The 18792-nt window shown below is 62.5% G+C and carries 17 protein-coding genes; 9 read left to right on the forward strand and 8 right to left on the reverse strand.

Annotated features, from left to right (window positions below; translation table 11 throughout):
• Positions 1-50: 50 nt before the first annotated feature.
• Both ACFFJ6_RS20900 and ACFFJ6_RS20905 read right to left on the reverse strand, forming a co-directional pair.
• The gene (locus ACFFJ6_RS20900) at positions 51-1781 is read right to left on the reverse strand and encodes an outer membrane protein (RefSeq protein ID WP_378391438.1); all 1731 of its coding nucleotides are present in this window, start codon (positions 1779-1781) and stop codon (positions 51-53) included.
• Positions 1782-1889: 108 nt separating this feature from the next.
• On the reverse strand, positions 1890-2879 hold the full coding sequence (locus ACFFJ6_RS20905) for an ATP-binding protein (protein ID WP_378391440.1): 990 nt from the start codon (positions 2877-2879) through the stop codon (positions 1890-1892).
• A 188-nt stretch (positions 2880-3067) separates the two neighbouring features.
• On the opposite strand from ACFFJ6_RS20905, the gene yajC reads away from it, so the two are divergent.
• The 5 genes from yajC to ACFFJ6_RS20930 are packed head-to-tail and all read left to right on the forward strand — an operon-like array spanning position 3068 to position 7487.
• Positions 3068-3490, forward strand: a complete 423-nt coding sequence (gene yajC / locus ACFFJ6_RS20910) for a preprotein translocase subunit YajC (RefSeq protein WP_378391442.1) — start codon at positions 3068-3070, stop codon at positions 3488-3490.
• A 41-nt stretch (positions 3491-3531) separates the two neighbouring features.
• Positions 3532-5133, forward strand: a complete 1602-nt coding sequence (secD, locus tag ACFFJ6_RS20915) for a protein translocase subunit SecD (RefSeq protein WP_378391444.1) — start codon at positions 3532-3534, stop codon at positions 5131-5133.
• A gap of 25 nt (positions 5134-5158) precedes the next feature.
• Positions 5159-6247, forward strand: a complete 1089-nt coding sequence (gene secF, locus ACFFJ6_RS20920) for a protein translocase subunit SecF (protein WP_378391446.1) — start codon at positions 5159-5161, stop codon at positions 6245-6247.
• 2 nt (positions 6248-6249) lie between these two features.
• Positions 6250-6633, forward strand: coding sequence for an Mth938-like domain-containing protein (locus ACFFJ6_RS20925; protein ID WP_378391448.1), 384 nt, complete (start codon positions 6250-6252; stop codon positions 6631-6633).
• The gene (locus ACFFJ6_RS20930) at positions 6630-7487 is read left to right on the forward strand and encodes a phytoene/squalene synthase family protein (RefSeq protein WP_378391451.1); all 858 of its coding nucleotides are present in this window, start codon (positions 6630-6632) and stop codon (positions 7485-7487) included. Before ACFFJ6_RS20925 ends, ACFFJ6_RS20930 begins: the two co-directional genes overlap by 4 nt.
• Positions 7488-7591: 104 nt before the next feature.
• On the opposite strand, the gene trmFO is transcribed toward ACFFJ6_RS20930, so the two are convergent.
• From trmFO to ACFFJ6_RS20945, 3 genes are all read right to left on the reverse strand, one after another.
• Complete coding sequence (gene trmFO / locus ACFFJ6_RS20935; protein ID WP_378391453.1) at positions 7592-9034, reverse strand: methylenetetrahydrofolate--tRNA-(uracil(54)-C(5))-methyltransferase (FADH(2)-oxidizing) TrmFO; 1443 nt, start codon at positions 9032-9034, stop codon at positions 7592-7594.
• Positions 9035-9172: 138 nt separating this feature from the next.
• Positions 9173-9325, reverse strand: coding sequence for a DUF1127 domain-containing protein (locus ACFFJ6_RS20940; RefSeq protein WP_378391455.1), 153 nt, complete (start codon positions 9323-9325; stop codon positions 9173-9175).
• Between the two features lie 466 nt (positions 9326-9791).
• Positions 9792-10691, reverse strand: coding sequence for a DUF2189 domain-containing protein (locus ACFFJ6_RS20945; protein ID WP_378391457.1), 900 nt, complete (start codon positions 10689-10691; stop codon positions 9792-9794).
• A 415-nt stretch (positions 10692-11106) separates the two neighbouring features.
• Between ACFFJ6_RS20945 and ACFFJ6_RS20950 the strand changes: the two genes are divergently transcribed.
• Together ACFFJ6_RS20950 and ACFFJ6_RS20955 are read left to right on the forward strand one after the other, a co-directional pair.
• On the forward strand, positions 11107-11499 hold the full coding sequence (locus ACFFJ6_RS20950) for a DUF3597 domain-containing protein (RefSeq protein ID WP_378391459.1): 393 nt from the start codon (positions 11107-11109) through the stop codon (positions 11497-11499).
• Between the two features lie 200 nt (positions 11500-11699).
• On the forward strand, positions 11700-12491 hold the full coding sequence (locus ACFFJ6_RS20955; protein WP_378391461.1) for a fumarylacetoacetate hydrolase family protein: 792 nt from the start codon (positions 11700-11702) through the stop codon (positions 12489-12491).
• Between the two features lie 44 nt (positions 12492-12535).
• Here the strand turns inward: ACFFJ6_RS20955 and ACFFJ6_RS20960 are convergent, their stop codons facing one another.
• The gene (locus ACFFJ6_RS20960) at positions 12536-12826 is read right to left on the reverse strand and encodes a GNAT family N-acetyltransferase (protein WP_378391463.1); all 291 of its coding nucleotides are present in this window, start codon (positions 12824-12826) and stop codon (positions 12536-12538) included.
• Between the two features lie 225 nt (positions 12827-13051).
• Positions 13052-13828 carry a potassium channel family protein gene (locus tag ACFFJ6_RS20965; protein ID WP_378391465.1) on the reverse strand — a complete coding sequence of 259 codons (777 nt, stop codon included), beginning with the start codon at positions 13826-13828 and terminating at the stop codon, positions 13052-13054.
• A 271-nt stretch (positions 13829-14099) separates the two neighbouring features.
• On the opposite strand from ACFFJ6_RS20965, the gene ACFFJ6_RS20970 reads away from it, so the two are divergent.
• Complete coding sequence (locus ACFFJ6_RS20970; protein ID WP_378391467.1) at positions 14100-15197, forward strand: acyltransferase family protein; 1098 nt, start codon at positions 14100-14102, stop codon at positions 15195-15197.
• 101 nt (positions 15198-15298) lie between these two features.
• Here the strand turns inward: ACFFJ6_RS20970 and ACFFJ6_RS20975 are convergent, their stop codons facing one another.
• On the reverse strand, positions 15299-15667 hold the full coding sequence (locus ACFFJ6_RS20975) for a hypothetical protein (RefSeq protein ID WP_378391469.1): 369 nt from the start codon (positions 15665-15667) through the stop codon (positions 15299-15301).
• A 256-nt stretch (positions 15668-15923) separates the two neighbouring features.
• Here ACFFJ6_RS20975 and ACFFJ6_RS20980 point away from each other — a divergent pair, with 256 nt between their 5' ends.
• Positions 15924-18752, forward strand: coding sequence for an NACHT domain-containing protein (locus tag ACFFJ6_RS20980; RefSeq protein WP_378391471.1), 2829 nt, complete (start codon positions 15924-15926; stop codon positions 18750-18752).
• The last annotated feature ends 40 nt before the right edge of the window (positions 18753-18792 follow it).

Raw genomic sequence — 18792 nt, forward strand, 5'->3', positions numbered from 1 at the left:
CGGCGCACCCCGCCGTGCGGCGGGTTGCGCCTTGTCCGGGGCACGGGTGATTAGTTCACGTTGAATTTGTACGACGCCTGCAGGAAGGTGCCGTAGCGCTCGACGCGGATCGGCAGCAGTTGCGTCGCCACCGGGCTGCCGAACCCGGCGGTCTCCACGTCGGTCGCCCACATCGCCCAGTAACGGCCGCCGACGCCGACGTTGAAGGTCGGTGTCACGTCGTAGCTGAGGATCGCTTCGAGCTGAACGCCCTGTCCGACGCCCCACGCCGGGGAGTCTTTGGAGCCGACGTCGGTCCTGTTGTGATGGATGTCGAGCGCCGAAATGTGCGTGTAGGGAAGGTAGGCGGCGTCGATCGAAAGCTTTGCGCCGGGAGCAATCATCAGGCTGCCGTTCGCGCCGATCCGCAGCGAGTGCCAGTCTTCATACTGGCTGATCGACAGGCGGTTGGGCGGACCGCAAAACGCCTCGGGATCGGGCTGCGCGATCTGGCTGCAATTGAACGCATCCTTGCGATCGCGATAAAAGTTGTAGCCGACGAATACGCCAAGCTTGGCGGATGCATCACTGATCAGGTCGATGCCGCCGTCCAGTGTTGCGTAGGCGATCGTGCCGGTGACCTTGGTGTGATACGTGTTGGAATAGGCCGTCGCGGTGGTCGGGTCGGTCGGGAACCAGTCCTCGTCGGTCATCTTCCCCGCGACCAGCCCGCCGCCGCCGGCAAAGCCTTTTACGAACAGCTTGTGCGGACCGTCGATCCGCCAGAACGCTTCGCCCGAATGCCCCTCGCTTTCATAGGTGAGGCGCGAGACGAGATGGTTCTGCTGCGCAGTGATCGTGCTCAGCGTGAGGTCGTTCTGGTAACGGCCGTGGCTGTACCAATAGCGCGCGCCGACATCGATCTGCCAGGTCGACCACCGGGTCACGGCTGGCGCTTTCACAGGGAGAAATCCGCCGGATTCGCTGGAGCCGTCGGGGCGGCCGAAATAGTAGTTCAAGCCCAGCTTGACCAGATGCGCGTCCTGCCTTGCCCGTGTGGGCGAGCCGACGGTGTCGATCAGGCTGTTGATGTCGCCCGGTGTCTGCTGAAATCCGCCGTTGGGGCTGTTGATCCCGCGGCTGCCGAAGTTGGCGTAATCGTATTCGGCGCGCACGGCCCAGCGCGACGACAGCGCGTGCTCGATGCCCGCGCCGACGGTCCAGCCCCAGCGCGTCGCGCTGAAGTCCGTCGCGGGCTGGTTGATGTAGTCGGACGCATTGGTCGTTATCGTCAGATCACCGACCAGAAATGCCGCGCCGCCTTTGACGTAGACGAGCGAGCGTCCCTGCGGTCCGAATGCCTGGCCGAACCGGCCGGTGAGGGTGCCCATCGCGTGTTCGCGCGCCCGGCAGTTCGCGGACACGAATTGTCCCGAGTAGGCCAAGCAGGTGTCGGTGCCGTCGGCGTCGATCGCCGATGCGTCGACTTCCACACCCAGCACCCAGGGCGAGCCCGGGAGCTGCCAGTTATAGCCGGCCTGCAGGCCGCCGAGCGCTTTCGGGACTCTGATCGTATCGCCGTAGATCGACGGTCCGTATGGATTGTCGACTTTCGCGGTTCCAAATCCTGCACCGAGATGCGCGCCGAGATAAAAGCCGGTCCAGCTCCAGGCCGCATTCAGAGGCGCCGGCGACGGGCGCGCGAGGTCCGAGGCCTCGGCCGCGCCGCAAGACGCGACCAGCGCTGTGGAAAGACAGATCATCGATTTGCGCACGCCCATTGCCCCCGTATTGCGGATCATTGGCATCGCCGTCCCAGCGACGGCGGTGCCCCGAATCATACGCACAGTTTGAGACGGCGAGCGTCGTTTTCGAAGCGGAACCAGCCCGAGGCGATTACTTGGTTTGGATTACTTGGTCTCGAGCCGTACCTTGAGCCGACCGGCAAGGTCCTGCACGAACTGCCAGGCGACGCGGCCGGAGCGTGAGCCGCGCGTCGTCGACCACTCCAGTGCTTCGCGTTCGAGCTCGGCGTCGTCGATCGCCACGCCGAAATGGGCGCAATAGCCACGCACCATTGCGAGGAATTCGTCCTGGCTGCATTTGTGAAAACCGAGCCAAAGGCCGAACCGGTCCGACAGCGACACTTTTTCCTCGACCGCTTCGCCGGGATTGATCGCGGTCGAGCGCTCGTTCTCCATCATGTCGCGCGGCAGCAGGTGCCGCCTGTTGGATGTGGCGTACAGAATCACGTTGTCGGGCCGTCCTTCGATGCCGCCTTCCAGCACCGCCTTCAGCGACTTGTAGGAGGCGTCGTTGCCGTCGAACGACAGGTCGTCGCAGAACACGATGAAGCGATAGTCCGAGGCGCGCAGCAACGTCATCAGCGCCGGCAGGCTCTCGATGTCCTCGCGATGGATTTCGATCAGCTTCAGTCGGCCGGCGACGTCGGATCGCGCGTTGACATGCGCGTGAGCGGCTTTGACCAGCGACGATTTGCCCATGCCCCGCGCGCCCCACAACAGGGCGTTGTTGGCGGGCAGGCCGGTGGCGAACCGCTCGGTATTTTCGATCAGCGTGTCGCGCATCCGGTCGACGCCCTGCAGCAGCGACAGGTCGACTCGGCTAACCTTGGGAACCGGCGAGAGCCGGCCCTCGGGGTGCCAGATGAACGCCTCCGCCGAAGCCAGAGCGGCATCGGCCGGCGGGGCGGAAGTGCCGGCCAGATGGGCGGAAATGCCCTCCAGGGCACGTGCGATCCGCTCCAACATCGCGTCGTCGAGCGCGGCGGCGGCCGGCTTGGCGACCGGGCTGCGGCGCTTCGTGGCGGCCGGGCGGGCGTTGCGGGCGGCCGATTTCGGGGCGGGACGGGCGGAGCGTGATTTGGTTGTCTTGGCCATTCTTGCACTTCCTGACGGCGCAGCCATATCGGGCTGTGGCACCCCGGGCAAGCCGCGGAAACGGGACGCCATGAACCAGGTGGCAGCGTTGCAATTGGGACCGCGGCCGCTATAGTCCGCGCGAATTTGCGCCCCCCGGACGTCGCCCCCGCGCCGCGCCGGCTCGCTTGTTTTCACGGGGAATCCGGATGTTTGTTACTCCTGCGTTTGCTCAGGCCGCTGCCGCTGGCGGCGATGCCAACAGCATGTTGATGTCGCTGCTGCCGTTCGCGCTGATCTTCGTCATCATGTACTTCCTGATTCTGCGGCCGCAGCAGCGGAAGGTGAAGGAGCACGCCGAGCTGGTGAAGAACGTCCGCCGGGGTGACACCATCATCACCTCGGGTGGTCTGGTCGGCAAGGTCACCAAGGTGATCGACGACGACACCGTTGAATTCGAGGTTGCCGACGGCGTGCGCGCGCGGCAGATGCGGCAGATGATCACCGGCGTCCGCAGCAAGGGCGAGCCTGTCAAGGACGTGCCGGAAAAGGGCAAGGGCAAGGGTAAGGACGCCGCCAAGGAGAGCGAGGCCAAGGCCGAGCCTGCCAAGGACGACACCGCGTCGACCTGATGCGGACGCTGCGCCTTTTCGGTTTCTGACGGGACAACTCGATGCTGTATTTCACACGGTGGAAGGCGCTGGCGGTCATTCTGACGGCGCTGGCGGTTTGCCTTTGCGCCGTTCCGAACTTCTTCGCCGAACATACCGTCAAGACCTGGCCGAAATGGGCGCAGCGCCATCTGGTGCTGGGTCTCGACCTGCAGGGTGGCTCGCACATTCTGCTCGAGGTCGATGCCAATTCGGTCAAGAAGGACAAGCTCGAGTCGGTGCGCGACGATGCTCGCCGCGTGCTGCGCGAGGCGCGGATCGCCTATACGGGGCTCGCCATCAAGGGTGACGTCGTCGAGGTGAAGATCAGCAAGGACAGCGATGTCCCGCAGGCGCTGACCAAGCTCCGCGAGCTGTCGCAGCCGCTCGGCGGGCTGCTGGGATCGAATGGCCAGCGCAGCCTGGAAGTTGCCGACGCCGGCGGCGGCGTGATCCGGCTGACGGTGCCTCAGGCAGCGATCGCCGAGCGGGTCCGGCAGTCGGTCGATCAGTCCATCCAGATCGTCGAACGCCGCGTCAATGAACTCGGCACCGTCGAACCGCTGATCCAGCGTCAGGGCTCCGACCGCATCCTGGTGCAGGTGCCGGGTCTGCAGGATCCGACCCGCCTGAAGGAACTGCTCGGCAAGACTGCCAAGCTCGACTTCCGCATGGTGGATTCGTCGGTCTCGCCCGATCAGGCGCTGGCTGGCCGCGCGCCGCCGGATTCCGACGTGCTGATGAGCGCGCAGGCGCCGAAGACGCCCTATGTCATCAAGAAGCAAGTTCTGGTGTCCGGCGGAGACCTCACGGACGCGCAGCCGGGCTTCGACCAGCGCACCAGTGAGCCGATCGTCAGCTTCCGCTTCAACACCAACGGCGCCCGCAAATTCGCCCGGGCCACCACCGAGAACGTCGGCCAGCCGTTCGCCATCGTGCTCGACAACGAGGTGATCTCGGCACCGGTCATTCGCGAGCCGATCACCGGCGGCTCCGGCCAGATCTCGGGCAACTTCACCGTTCAGCAGGCCAACGACCTCGCGATCCTGCTGCGTGCCGGCGCACTGCCGGCACCGCTGACGATCATCGAGGAGCGCACCGTCGGTCCCGGCCTCGGCCAGGACTCAATCGCCAAGGGCGAGCTCGCTGCCTATGTCGGCTCGATTCTCGTCATCATCTTCATGCTGCTGACCTACCGGCTGTTCGGCGTGTTTGCCAACATCGCCGTGGCGGTCAACGTGGCGATGATCTTCGGCGTGCTGTCACTGCTCAACGCCACCCTGACGCTGCCCGGCATCGCCGGCATCGTGCTCACCGTCGGCATCGCGGTCGACTCCAACGTGCTGATATACGAGCGCATCCGTGAAGAATTGCGCGCCGGACGCAACGCGATCTCGGCGATCGACGCCGGCTTCAAGCGGGCGCTGGCGACGATTCTCGACTCCAATATCACCACCTTCATCGCCGCCGCGGTGCTGTTCTACATCGGCACCGGCCCGGTGCGCGGCTTCGCCGTCACCTTCGGCATCGGCATCATCACCACTGTGTTCACCGCCTTCACGGTGACCCGGCTGATCGTGGCCGCCTGGGTCCGCTGGAAGCGGCCGCAGGTCGTGCCGGTCTGACGACGCTAATCCGAGAGAGCTGCAAGTGACATCGACACAGTGGGTTTTGATCGGACTGGGCGCGCTGGTGACGGTGCTGACGATCGTCAGCATCATGAACTGGCTGCCGTCGCTGCGGATCGTCCCGGACAATACGCATTTCGACTTCACCCAATTCCGGCGCATCAGCTTCCCGATCTCGGCGATCCTGTCGATCGCCGCGATCACGCTGTTCTTCACCCACGGGCTGAATTTCGGCATCGACTTCAAGGGCGGAACGCTGCTCGAGGTGAGGGCGCATTCCGGCACGGCCGACATCCCGGGGATGCGCGAGACCCTGGGCAAGCTCAATCTCGGCGACGTGCAATTGCAGCAGTTCGGCGGTCCGGCCGAGGTGCTGATCCGCGTCGCGCAGCAGCCCGGCGGTGATCAGGCGCAGCAGGAAGCGGTGCAGAAGGTCCGCGCCGCCCTCGGCGACTCGGTCGACTATCGCCGCGTCGAAGTGGTCGGACCGCGCGTCTCCAGCGAGCTGCTCGCCTACGGCATGCTCGGCCTGATCCTCGCGATCATCGGCATCCTGGTTTATCTGTGGTTCCGCTTCGAATGGCAGTTCGCGCTCGGCGCCATGATCGCCAACGTCCACGACATCGTGCTGACGATCGGCTTCATGTCGATCAGCCAGGTCGACTTCGACCTGACCTCGATCGCGGCGCTGCTGACGATTCTCGGCTACTCGCTGAACGACACCGTGGTGATCTACGACCGGATCCGGGAGATGCTGCGGCGCTACAAGAAGATGCCGATGCCGCAGCTTCTGAACGAGTCGATCAACTCGACGCTGTCGCGATCGATCATCACCCACGTCACCGTGACGCTGGCGTTGCTCGCGCTGTTCCTGTTCGGTGGCCAGGCGATCCACTCCTTCACGGCCGTGATGATCTTCGGCGTCGTGCTGGTCGGCACCTACACCTCGATCTTCATCGCCGCGCCGATCCTGATCTACCTCGGCGTCGGCACGCATCGCCTCGATACGCCGGACGATCAGCCCGAGCTTCCCGAGCCGGCTGCGGCCGCCGTGACGCCAGCGCCTGCCGCCAAGAAGCCGGCCAAGGCCGGCAAGTCTGGGAAGCGCTGAGTTTGGCGGAGCGCCCAGAGATCCCGCATTTTCCCCGGACGGCGTCGGTCGACGCCTACGGCAAAGGCGGGTTCTACTTCGGTGACATGTCGCATGTCGGCTCGCTGCTGTTCCTGCCGGATGCGGTGTGGGGCTGGGACGTCACGCGTCCCGAGCAGATCGACCGCTATGCCTTGCAACGCGTGTTCGACAATGCCAACGCGATCGAGACGCTGATCGTCGGCACCGGCACCGACGTCTGGATCGCGCCGCGGCCGTTGCGTGAGCAACTTCGCGCCGCCGGCATCGTTCTGGATACGATGCAGACCGGACCCGCCGTGCGCACCTACAACATCATGATCGGCGAACGCCGCCGTGTCGCGGCCGCGCTGATTGCGGTGCCATGAGCGAGGGGAGCGGCGAGGCCGATGCGGCGTTCTGCGCCGCGCTGGTGCGCAGCGCCGATTTCGACCGCTACGCCGCGACGCTGTTCGTCGATCCCCCGGCGCGGCGGTCGCTGCTGGCGCTGTATGCCTTCAACACCGAAATCGTCCGCATCCGCGAACAGGTCAGCCAGCCGCTGCCCGGCGAAATCCGGCTGCAATGGTGGACCGACACGCTGGCCGGCAGCGGCCATGGCGGCGTCGAGGGCAATCCGGTCGCCGCAGAACTTCTCCGGGCGGTCCAGCGGCACAGTCTGCCGGTCGCGGCGCTGTCGCAGCTGATCGATGCGCATCTGTTCGATCTCTACAACGATCCGATGCCGACCGTAACGGCGCTCGAGGCCTATGCGGCCGATACCGATGGCACGCTGCTGGCGCTGGCGGCGCGGATCGTCGATCAGGGCTCTGAGGCGATCGACCATCTCGCCCGGCACGCCGGAATGGCTCTCGGCATTACACGGGCGATCGCGCGGCTGCCGTACGATGCGTCACGGCGGCAGCTTTTCCTGCCGCTCGAACTGATCGAGCGCCACGGCAGCAACGAAGCCGACGCCTATGCGGGCAAGGAAACGCCGGCGCTACGGCAGGCGCTCAACGACCTGATCGGCGTGGCGCTGCGCCATCTCGACGCCGCGCAGCAGTTGCTCGCGGAGGCTCCGCCGGCGGCACGCCGCGCCTTCCTGCCGCTCGCGCTCGCCCGCCGCGACCTCGGCGTCATGGCCCAGGCCGACACCGACCTGTTCGCGCCCTTCGACCGCTCGCGCCTCACGACGCTCTGGACGCTGTGGAAGGCGTCGCGAACGAAGGCGTTTCGCTAAGAGAGCCCGTCATTGCTAGCAAAGCGAATCAATCCAGAAGCCGCAGCGTGCGGCGCTGGATTGCTTCGTCGCTTCGCTCCTCGCAATGACGGAGAAGCTGAGATTTACGCCGCCGCCGCCGTGCGAGGCAGGGCTTCGGCGATCCATCCGTCCATGTCGGCCAGAGCGCGGGCGCTCAGCGCCTGCTTCTTGGCGACCGACTTTTCCGGGCCGCGCAGGCGCTTGCCGTCCGGGCCCTTGGTCGGCGGGTTGGCGAGCGGCGGGAACAGGCCGAAATTGATGTTCATCGGCTGGAAGGAGCGCGGACCGGCGTCGATGGTCTCGATATGGCCGCCGGTGATGTGGCCGAGCAGCGCGCCGAGCGCAGTAGTCGGCGGCGGTGCGGACAGCGGCGCGCCGAGCACATCGGCGGCGGCGGCGAGGCCGGCGAATAGCCCGACGGCGGCGGATTCGACGTAGCCCTCGCAGCCGGTCATCTGCCCGGCGAAGCGCAGGCGCGGCGCCGCATGCAGCCGCAGGCTTGCGTCGAGCAGCTTTGGCGAGTTCAGAAACGTGTTGCGATGCAGCCCGCCAAGCCTTGCGAATTCAGCATTTTCCAGGCCCGGAATGGTACGGAAAACGCGCTGCTGGGCGCCATAGTTCAGCTTGGTCTGGAAGCCGACCATGTTGTACAGCGTGCCGAGCTTGTTGTCCTGGCGCAGCTGGACGATGGCGTAGGCCTTCACGGTGGGATTGTGCGGGTTGGTGAGACCGACCGGCTTCATCGGCCCGTGGCGCAGAGTCTCGCGGCCGCGCTCGGCCATCACCTCGATCGGCAGGCAGCCGTCGAAATACGGCGTGTCCTTTTCCCAGTCCTTGAAGTCGACCTTCTCGCCCGCGATCAGCGCATCGACGAAGGCGTCGTACTGCTCGCGGGTCATCGGACAGTTGAGATAGTCGGCGCCGGTGCCGCCGGGGCCGGCCTTGTCGTAGCGCGACTGAAACCAGGCGATCGACATGTCGATCGAGTCGCGATGTACGATCGGGGCGATCGCGTCGAAGAAGGCCAGCGCGGATTCGTCGGTCAGCTTGCGGATCGCCTCGGCGAGCGGTGCCGAGGTTAGCGGCCCGGTGGCGACGATGACGTTGCCCCAGTCTTCCGGCGGCAGCCCGTCGATCTCCTCACGGCGGATCTCGATCAGCGGGTGCTCGGCCAGCGCCTTGGTCACCGCGGCGGAGAAGCCGTCGCGATCGACCGCCAGCGCGCCGCCGGCCGGCACCTGGTTGGCGTCGGCCGCGCGCATTACCAGCGAGCCGAGCTTGCGCATCTCGGCATGCAGCAGGCCGACCGCGTTGTTGGCGGCGTCGTCGGAGCGGAAGGAGTTGGAGCAGACCAGTTCGGCGAGACCGTCGGTCTTGTGCGCCTCGGTCGAGCGGTGCGGCCGCATCTCGTGCAGAATCACGCGCACGCCGGCGCGCGCCACCTGCCAGGCGGCTTCGGAGCCGGCGAGGCCGGCGCCAATGATGTGGACGGGCTGCTGCGAGGTGGGGAGGGGGGTGCTGGTCATGCGCTACAGCTAGCGCGTTTCAGCACCGGGTCAATTCGTTTCGACCCGGCTACGTGGTGCAGCCGCAATCGCGAGGTCCAGATACGACAACGCCCGCAGTGATGCGGGCGTCATCCGTGAACGGGTCGGTTCGGACGGTCAGCCATTATAGTGACCGGACGCCACGCGCGGGATATCCGAGCGGTCGAGTCCGATGTCGGCCAGTTCGCGATCGCTGAGCTGCGAGAGTTCAGCGAGGTTGCGCTGATAGTCGCGGAACGCGCGAAGGGCGCGAATGAGCGAAAGCAACATGACGAAGTCTCCTTATGTCGCGGTTCAGTCCTTGGAGGGGCGAACCGTTGATCGAAATATAGGGGTGACTCGTCGAAACCAGCAGCGAAAATGTTGCACCGCAGCTAAGCGATATTGGCATACCTTCAACAAGGAATGATTAACCGTTTCCGCGCAGCTCGCGGCCCGCAGTCATTCCGTTAAGAGGGATCACACTTCGATCACATAGCGCCAAATGCGGCAATATAGTTCACATGTCTGCGCTGAAAGGGCACATCTGGAGCAGGCCAGCGAAGGAAAAGAGGAAAAATTGCTCCGTTGCCATCGGAGGCGGGTTAAAGGCTCCTCCTCAATCCCAATATATTCTATGCGTTAAACGCATAATGAACTCGTATTCATACAGGGGAGGCGTTTGATCTGTCGCAATGCACAATCGCCGCAGCGCAGCCGCAGCAGCGGCGGCAGTTCGCAGGGAGCGACGGAACCGTCAGGAATCGTTTCGAGGCTTCCACTGCAGCAGGGTCGCCGGGAAATCGGCGGCTGAGCGCCGAATCCGGCGGGACGGCCGGATCCGCGGCGTCATGGCGGATGGCTCGACCGCCTTGCGGTAGAGGTGCCAGGTTGCGTGGCCGAGGAGGGGAATCACTACCGCCAGGCCCAGGAAAGCGGGCAGCGATCCCAACACCAGCAGCGCGGCGACGATCAGGCCCCAGGCGCCGATCTGCAGGGGATTGCGCGCGGTCACGCGCAGGGAGGTGGCGATCGCCTCCGCGATGCCGGCATGGCGATCCAGCATCATCGGAAACGATACGACGCTGACGCACAGCGCCAAGATCGCAAACAGCAGGCCGACGCCGCAACCCATGAGGATCAGCGTCCAGCCCTCCGGCGTGGTCAACACCTGCGTGGCGAAGTCGGGAATCGCTGCGGCCGGCGCATAGCCGAAAGCTGCGACGTAGATCGCCTGCGCAGTCGCGATCCACACGACGAAGACGGCGAGCAGGAGTACGCCGAGGCCGAGCATCGCGCCGAACGACGGCGAGCGCATCACGTCGAAGGCGTGCCACGCCGAAATGTCCTCACCGGCCTCACGGCGGCGGCTCAGTTCGTAGAGCCCGAGCGCGGCGAATGGGCCGATCAGCGCGAAGCCGGCGGCGAGTGGAAACAACAGCGGCAGCACCGAGTAACCCAGCACGAACCGCGCCAGCGCCAGACCGAGCGCCGGATAGATCACGCACAGCAGGATGGCGTGGCTCGGCACCGCTTTGAAATCTTCCCAGCCGCGCCGCAGCGCGTCGTGCAGGTCGGCGAAGCTGAGGCGATGGACCATCGGCTCCGCCGGACTCGCCGCAGGTCCGGAAATATCGACAGGGTAGATCGTCGCCATGTTCGTTTCTCCCATGTTGATACATGTTGCGAACCGGCTCTTGCGCCTCGATGGGCGGGCCGGCTTGGTTCGCGGAAACGATCAGGATCAATCAACCAGACGCGAGAGCAACTTCCGAACTGGTCTTGTGACCGAGCGTGCCGCGACCTGTGGGTGAAGCTTAGCGGCATTCCGGGGCGGCGCTCGTCACGCTTCGGTGAGAGCGAACCAATGTGCGGCTGCTTAGTTAGTTGTTGCGGTGCGATCGAAGCAGCGAGGCGCTTGGTGTGATTTGTTCAGTTACTTCACATCGGCGGCAGCGCCTGAGCTTCATCGCACTGCCATATTTGGCAAGCTCACTGCAACGCGGTAGCTTCACGTCCCGCACGCGGCAGGTTTGTCACGTCGGGTCGTCACCCATCCACCTGGAGGAACCATGAGCATTTTCGGCAAGATCATGAGCGCGATTTTCGGCAGCAGCGCGGATGCTGCAACGCCCGGCGCGCCCACCGCAAGCTCGACGACGACCGCGGGCGCCGGAAGCGCACCGGCGCAGACGGCTCCCACTCAGTCCGTCGACGTCGCGCCGATCCTCGACAAGGCCGTGGCCGACAAGGGCGAGAAACTGGAATGGCGGACGTCCATCGTCGACCTGATGAAAGCGCTCGACATCGACTCCAGCCTGTCGGCCCGCAAGGAACTCGCCAAGGAACTCGGCTTCAGCGGCGACACCAACGACAGTGCCAGCATGAACATCTGGCTGCACAAGCAGGTGATGACCAAACTCGCGGCCAACGGCGGCAAACTGCCCGCCGATATCAAGCACTGATCGCGGTCCCGTCGGACTCGGTCGGGAAGGCCCGCTTCGGCGGGCCTCCTTTTTTTGCAGCCTGCGTCCTTGCAACCGACACGTCGCAAAAATCTCCGCGTTCGCGGCTCGGAAGATCTGGCACGCCGCGGTGTTTGATGCTGAGGTGGTGGCGCCCGGACGACAAGAAGCCGGGCGACCAACAAATCTGGGAGGACTTCATGACCATGCTCGACCGCCGATCCGTGCTGGCCAGCGGCGCGCTCGCGCTTGCAGGCGCCGCGATCGACAGCCGGCCTGCTGCCGCCGCGCCCGTGGCGCAGCCGATCTTCACCGTTGCGGCCGTGACCATTCCGATCGCCGGCGAGAGCGGCGTGTTTCCGGTGCGGCGGATCTACTGCATCGGCCGCAACTACGCGGCGCATGCGATCGAGCGTGGCTCCGACCCCAACCGCGAGCCGCCGTTCTTCTTCCAGAAGCCGACCGACGCGATTCAGAACGTTGCGCCCGGCGAGACCGCTGAGCATGCGTACCCATCGCTGACGCAGAACTATCATCACGAAGTCGAACTGGTTGCGGCGCTGAAATCCGGCGGCACCAATATCCCGGCCGACAAGGCGCTCGAGCACGTCTATGGCTATGCGCTCGGTCTCGATATGACGCGGCGCGATCTGCAGAACGGAATGTCGGCGCAGAAGAAGCCGTGGGAGATCGGCAAGAGCTTCGACCACGCCGCGGTGATCGGACCGATCCATCCGGTCGCAAAGACCGGGCATTTCGACAAGGGCGCGATCTCGCTCGCGGTCAACGGCACCGTGCGGCAGAATTCGGATCTGTCGAAGATGATCTGGAGTGTCGCCGAGCAGATCGCCAAGCTGTCGGAGGCGTTCGAGCTGAAGGCCGGCGACATCATCTACTCGGGCACGCCGGAGAATGTCGGGCCAGTGGTGAAGGGCGACGTGCTGCTCGCCAAGCTCGACGGCCTGCCGGACCTGTCGATCAAGATCGTCTGAGCCGGCGCAGGCCGCATCGTGCGAGGCGGCCTGCCACGCCCGGCTCAGGCCGTGAGGTCGGCGTATTCCGGGTGGGTGTCGAGATAGTCGGCGACGAAGCCGCAGCCGGCGGTCACCTTCAGGCCATCGGCGCGGATCAGATCGAGCGCGCCGCGCACCAGATTCGAGGCGATGCCGCGGCCGCGCAGCGGGGCGGGAGTCTCGGTGTGGGTGATGACGACGCGGCCGCCGGAGCGGCGATAACTCGCGAAGGCGACCTCGCCATGGGCGTCGAGCTCGAAGCGGCTTTGCGCCTTGTTGTCGCGCACGTCGGCCGCGGTTGTGGTCCCGCTCATGGCGTCCCCCTTAAAGTTGTATGTGCCGTGCTGGCTGTGGTCCCTGCGGCATCGGCAGCGCCGTGGCCTTCAGGTGTTGTCGCGTCCGCTCATGTCAAGGGTGGTGCGGCATTGCAAGCCGGTCACGGCTGCAATGCGCACCGCTTTGGATGGCTGCGCGCTTCAAGCCATAGGGAGACGCCGGACGCAATACGGGAAATCCCTGAGGCGCGGTGCTGGACTGCATCAGGCCAGGCCCTCGTCCGGAATGTTGAGAATGGTGCCGCACGCTTTGCAGTGCACCGCGTCCGCATCGTGGCGCTGCAGGCCGCAGGTCGGGCAGGGGAAGCGCACTTTGTTGGGGCTGATCAGCGCGCGCGCCAGGTTGAAGAACAGCGTGACGCCGAAGATCATGATCACCACGGTGATCAGACGGCCGGCGGTGCCCGGCAGCGTGATGTCGCCGAAGCCGGTCGTGGTCAGCGCCGTGACGGTGAAGTACAACGCGTCCGCGTAGTTGGCGATCTGCGGATTGCGGAAGTGCTGGGTCTCGTACACCAGCCCGGTCATGACGAAGATGAACACCGCCAGATTGGCCACCGCGATCACCACCTCCTCGTGGCGACGGAAGAAGCTGCTGTCGCTGCGCAGCCGGTTCAGCACCTGATAGTCGCGCAGCAGCCGCAGCGTGCGCAGGATGCGCAGGAACCCGCCGGCTTCGCCCGGCAGCGGCGCCAGGAACGACACGATCGCGACAATGTCGGCCCAGGTCGCCAGCCGGCCGAACTGCTTCAGCGGACGGCGGCTGGCATACAGCCGCGCCACGAAGTCGATCAGGATCAACGCGCCGAACACCATGTCGAGCGTCTCGATCAGATCGTGCGGCGGCAGGAACGAGGTGCCGACGATGAACAGCACCGTGACGATGTCGAACGCCAGCAGGCCGTATCGAAACGCCACGCCGCGCGGCGAGGCGCCTTCGTAGAGTTCGCGGAGGAAGGCTTTCAGATCCAGGAGCGTCATGGCGCCACTAGGCCCGCTTCGCGCGGCCGCCGCAACCGGGAACCGCGGGGTGGCGAGGGCGCCGCTGGTCGGCGTCCCGTGTGCCGGCACAAGCCGCACGGCGGGACATGGCGATCATCGGGCGATGTCGTCCATCAGCGGGCATCACGCGCGCCTCGCATGGAAAGCGGCCACGGCATTGTCAGCCCGGCGCCGCCTCGGTACAGTTGCGGCGTAAGGCGCGCTCGCACAGCTCGTGTTACGACGCCAGAGCGGACCGCCGATATCAGCCATGCCTGCCGATGTGACTCTGCCGTTGCGCCGCACCACCGACGCCGCAACGATCGTTCGCTCCGCGACGAAGCTCGACGGCATTCAGGCGCTCCGCGCGCTGGCGGCGAATGCCGTGCTGCTCGCCCATCTCACGGTGATCGAGAGGAAGTACAACCACGGCGTCGTGCTGCTGCCGGGCTGGTTCGACGGCGGCGTGTTCGGCGTCGATGTCTTCTTCGTCATCTCCGGTTTCATTATGGCGTCGCTGACCACCCGCAGCTGGACCGGTTTCGCCGGAGCGCGCGCCGTCCGTATCCTGCCGCCCTATTGGTTCTACACCACGCTGGTGCTGGTCGCGTCGCTGATCCGGCCGCAATGGGTCAATAGCGCGCTCGACCAGGCGCCGTCGATCTGGCGCTCGTATCTGCTGATCCCCGGCAGCACGTTCCCACTGCTCGCGGTCGGCTGGACGCTGATCCACGAAGCCTATTTCTACGTGGTGTTCGCGCTGATCCTCGCGCTGCGGCTGCCCTATGCCGTAGCCGTCGCCGGGTGGGCTGGGATCATCGGGGCGGTGTGGCTGCTGTTTCCCGCCGAGGCGCAAAACCAAGCGAGCTTTCCGATGCTGGCGCTGGCGGTCAATCCGCTGACATTCGAATTCATCGGCGGCGTCCTCGTCGCCCTCGCGCTGCGACGCTTCGGTCCTCGCTATCCCGCTGTCGTGCTGGCGGTCGGCGTCGTCGCGCTGCTCGCGAGCATCGGCCTCACGCCCGACAGGATGTCGCTCACCTATAGCGACGGGCTCTGGCTGCGGATTGGACTGATTGGTCTGCCCTGCGCGGCGATCGTGTACGGCATGGCGGGGCTGGAACTGCACCAGCGCCTGGGGCTGCCGTCCTGGATGATGCGCCTCGGCGACGCGTCGTATTCGACCTATCTGGCGCACGTCCTGGTCGCCTCGGCGATCGGCCGCGCCATGGTGGTGCTGCCGTTCGGCGGCGTTGCCTACGAGGTGATCCTGCTCGTCGCCTGCATGGTCATGGCCAATGTCGTCGGCCTGTTCAGCTTCCGCTGGCTCGAAACCCCGATGATCCGTCTCGGGCGGAAGCTGGTCTAGCCGGCCGCCGGCATCGGCGCGGCGACTTACAGGCCGCGTTCAAGATGTCCGAATGTGGCTGAGCCGATGAGGCCCGGGCTTACTCGCGCGCCCGGCATCGCTCAACGCCCGCAATTCCACACCGGCCCAATCGGCGTCTGCGTCCAGCACGGCCCGATGCTGCCGCCATTGTAGCGGCCGCGATAGAAGCCCGGCCGGCCGAGATAGCGCCATTCGCCGCTCCAGCCGCCGTTCCAGCGATAATACTCCGGCGTCCGGTCGATGTACCACGGCCGCCGGTGCATCATGGCGAGCTGCTCGCGGTTGAGCTTCTGCATGAACAACGGCACCGAATTGCTCGGCGGCTGCACATAGCCGGGCAGGAAGCCCTGACTCTGCGCCCGCTTGGCCTTCTTGGGCGAAGCCGCCGATGCGGTGAGGGGAACGAGCGCGAGCGCGACGGCGAGCGTGAGGGAGGTGAGGCGGGTCATAGCGGGTGAGTTTAGAAACCATCAGTCGCGGCGGCTACTCAAATCTTCATCCGGAAGCAGTCCAATGCCGCAGTCCGACACACTGAGTCTAAGCTGCATGGCGCCGGATGGTGCTTTGTCAATATGACAAAAGACGAGGCAAGGTCGGTCTTTTGTTTCTATCGTCCAAGCGAGACAATGCCTTCGTGATCTACCTATCTGAGGGCAGACTGGGACAGAAATCTTGGATAGCCTCTCAAAATGAAACGCAACTATTATGAGCATCAGACAGTCCGAATATATTGCAACTGTTCAGCGCCTTACCAAGCTATTAGGCGAACTGGATTCCAACAAATCACGACCGCTGGCGGACGTCGCTAATACTTACAGGAAGGCAACAGAAGCGATCTGCAAGGCGATTGTATTGGGCGCGACAAGAGAGCCTGGTGAGCAATTGGTCAAGCTAGTCAGCGACGCCAAGCAGGTCGTTGAATTCAGAGAGGGGCCAGGCGAAGCGAAGATATTTAGATTGCATGCAGACTTCCTTAGAGATGTGGGTAACTTATTTTCCCATGACGGACCGGCGAGCTCGGTACAAGTCACTCGCGAGCGTCTAGACGAGCACTTAGTGGCACTTATTCGGATTGGCTTCTTTGGAGAGAGCGATTTAGACCCACCCGAATTGCCAGACTCTTTTCGGCATTTGTTGTCCGAAAGAACGCTTAAGAAGCACGAATTTGAAGAAATTCGATCTGAAGTTGTGGTGAGACTATGCTTTCCTCGGCAGGAGGTGGTGCCGCTTCTGTCACGAAAGGAGAGCGCCAGTCGCCTCTTTTACGATTATGTAACCGTAGATCTTGGCGGAGGTTTATCGCGCGGTTTTCTATTCCTGAGATCTCGAAGCGCAATTGAACGGTGTCTCGTCGATCTGCTGAATGAGCTCGGCAATCGGCCGCCGGATAGCCTGTCGATCGTTACGCCTCGCGTTTACCGAAACACCGGCGACGCCGTAGATCGAAAGAAGTCGATCGGCGACATTATCGAAAGCTTGCGGAATCCATGGCTTCTTAAGAGGCAGCCGGATGTCGTCTACTTCGATGAATTTGTCTGGAAAAACTGCCTGCCCGACGCCGTTCGTAAGATTCAGACAATGCAATCTGAAGTTCCCTCTTTTATTCCTCAGACTCTGGAGCCGCAACTTCAAATCAGCGTCGGAGATCGCAATATCAGCTCAATCGATTCTATCAACTACACACGGTTAGTTCTCGATGAGGCGCATAAATGTAACCCGGTTCAGGTCGTGACTGGGCCGGCAGGGATCGGTAAAACAACGTTCTGTGATCACGTGCATAGCTTCGTAAATTCGAATCGCCAGAAGAAAGTTATTTTCATCTCGGCTACGGACTTCAGAGATATCGCGACACACGATCCAGTTACATCAGTGTCTGACCTATACAAGCTTGCCGTAACAAACAGCTCGATAGGGGATGAGGCCTCAGTTGAAATTCAGAACTTTGAGATCAACCTGTCATGTGGAAATTTTGTCCTAATTATAGATGGATTTGATGAGCTTGAATCTCACCTAGGAGGTAGTCTCATATTCGATCGCTTTATGGAATCTTTGCAAGAGTTGGAGGACTGCTTTCATCGCGTCTTCGTTATCCTTACCGTCCGTGATTACGCAATCGAACGATTTGAGCGATTGAACTATGTTTCTGTGCTTCGACTTAGGGGCTTCACAAAGAACGATACGGATCGATACTTCAGCAATCGATTAGGCTCCCAAGACATCTCGACAGCTCAGCGCTTATTGGCTGAGTTTCGCACTACAAAGGCGGATAAAGGCGAGGCTATCACCATTCCCCTCTACGCATCCCTTATTTGTGATTACTTATCTGAGGATCCCGCTACCGAAAAAATATCCGAATATTCAGGATCTAGCTACTTCGAGTTTGGTGGTCCTTTAGATGTGCTGGTTAAGAAAATAGTTGATCGAGAGATAGTTAAACAGTCGCTAGGTGCTATTAAGTCGGACGATTTCTTCGAAATCATGATTGATATTATTCGTTCACCTCAAATGTCGATCACAACAGAACTTTTGTCTGACTATGTTCTTCTATGCGGTCGTTTAGATGGTGGCTTGTCGTCAAATAAATTGCACAGCAATCCATTCTTGCAGTACACGGACGGGGCGGTGAAGTTTAAATACGATTCTCTTGCGAATTTTTTCAAATCGCGTCTTCTCTATAGAAGGATTCGTGATGGTGTCTTTTCGGTCGGCCCTCCATTGGAATTCATGGCCGATCTTTACCGGGGGCAGGGGCCACTATTTGAGGAGCTTCTCAAGGTGCTTCCTCCAAAGATTTACTCTCGGTTGCCTTCAGCTCGTCGGTGGTTCGGTGATCTTCGGCGCTTAGCAGAAGGAGACGCAGCTTCTGGTGTAAATTTTAGACGAGCAATTAGCGGATTTATTCATTGGACAACCTTCGATGACCAAACGAAGTCGGACAGGCGAGAAACTTTAACATATTTATTCTCCGGGAATATCTGGGAGAAATTTACTATCTTTGAGCGGTTCTCGCCACTCGATTTGGAGGGGGTAATTATTTACGATGGCTATTTGGAGAATTATTCAAATATTGTGAATTGCGAATTCGGGAGCGCGAAGAAGGTTTTTCATCGCTCGTGGATAGACTTCAAGGAATCGGCCATTCCAGAGAAGATGGACAAAGAAATATTCGCTGCGGATTGCAGCTTTGGTCCCCTCCTGCAGTCGTCTTTCGAGGCGAAGGATGTCGCTGATGAGACGGAATTAGATGTTATTCGAGACAACCTGATGAAGGTGCTAAAAGTCGGCTTTCGCGGAAACGCCTTCGTATGGAAGAGCGCAGGCTTATATAAGAATGCAGTAGTTCACGGAAAGCATTCTCTGAACGATTATATTGACTTATTACTGGATAATAAGGTGCTAATTGAGGAGCCCTCACGATCTGATCACGGAACAGGCTATCGCGTCTCCAACAGTTGGTATTTGGATGCAAAAAAACTTATCGAGGATCGAAATCTGACGTCCAAGATGAAAAAGATAGTCAATGTCCTTCGATAAAGGGGGGATTGGTATAGCATTTTTATGTCTCGTAGGGTGA

The organism is Rhodopseudomonas telluris (assembly GCF_042432815.1).
Taxonomy (GTDB): domain Bacteria; phylum Pseudomonadota; class Alphaproteobacteria; order Rhizobiales; family Xanthobacteraceae; genus Rhodopseudomonas; species Rhodopseudomonas telluris.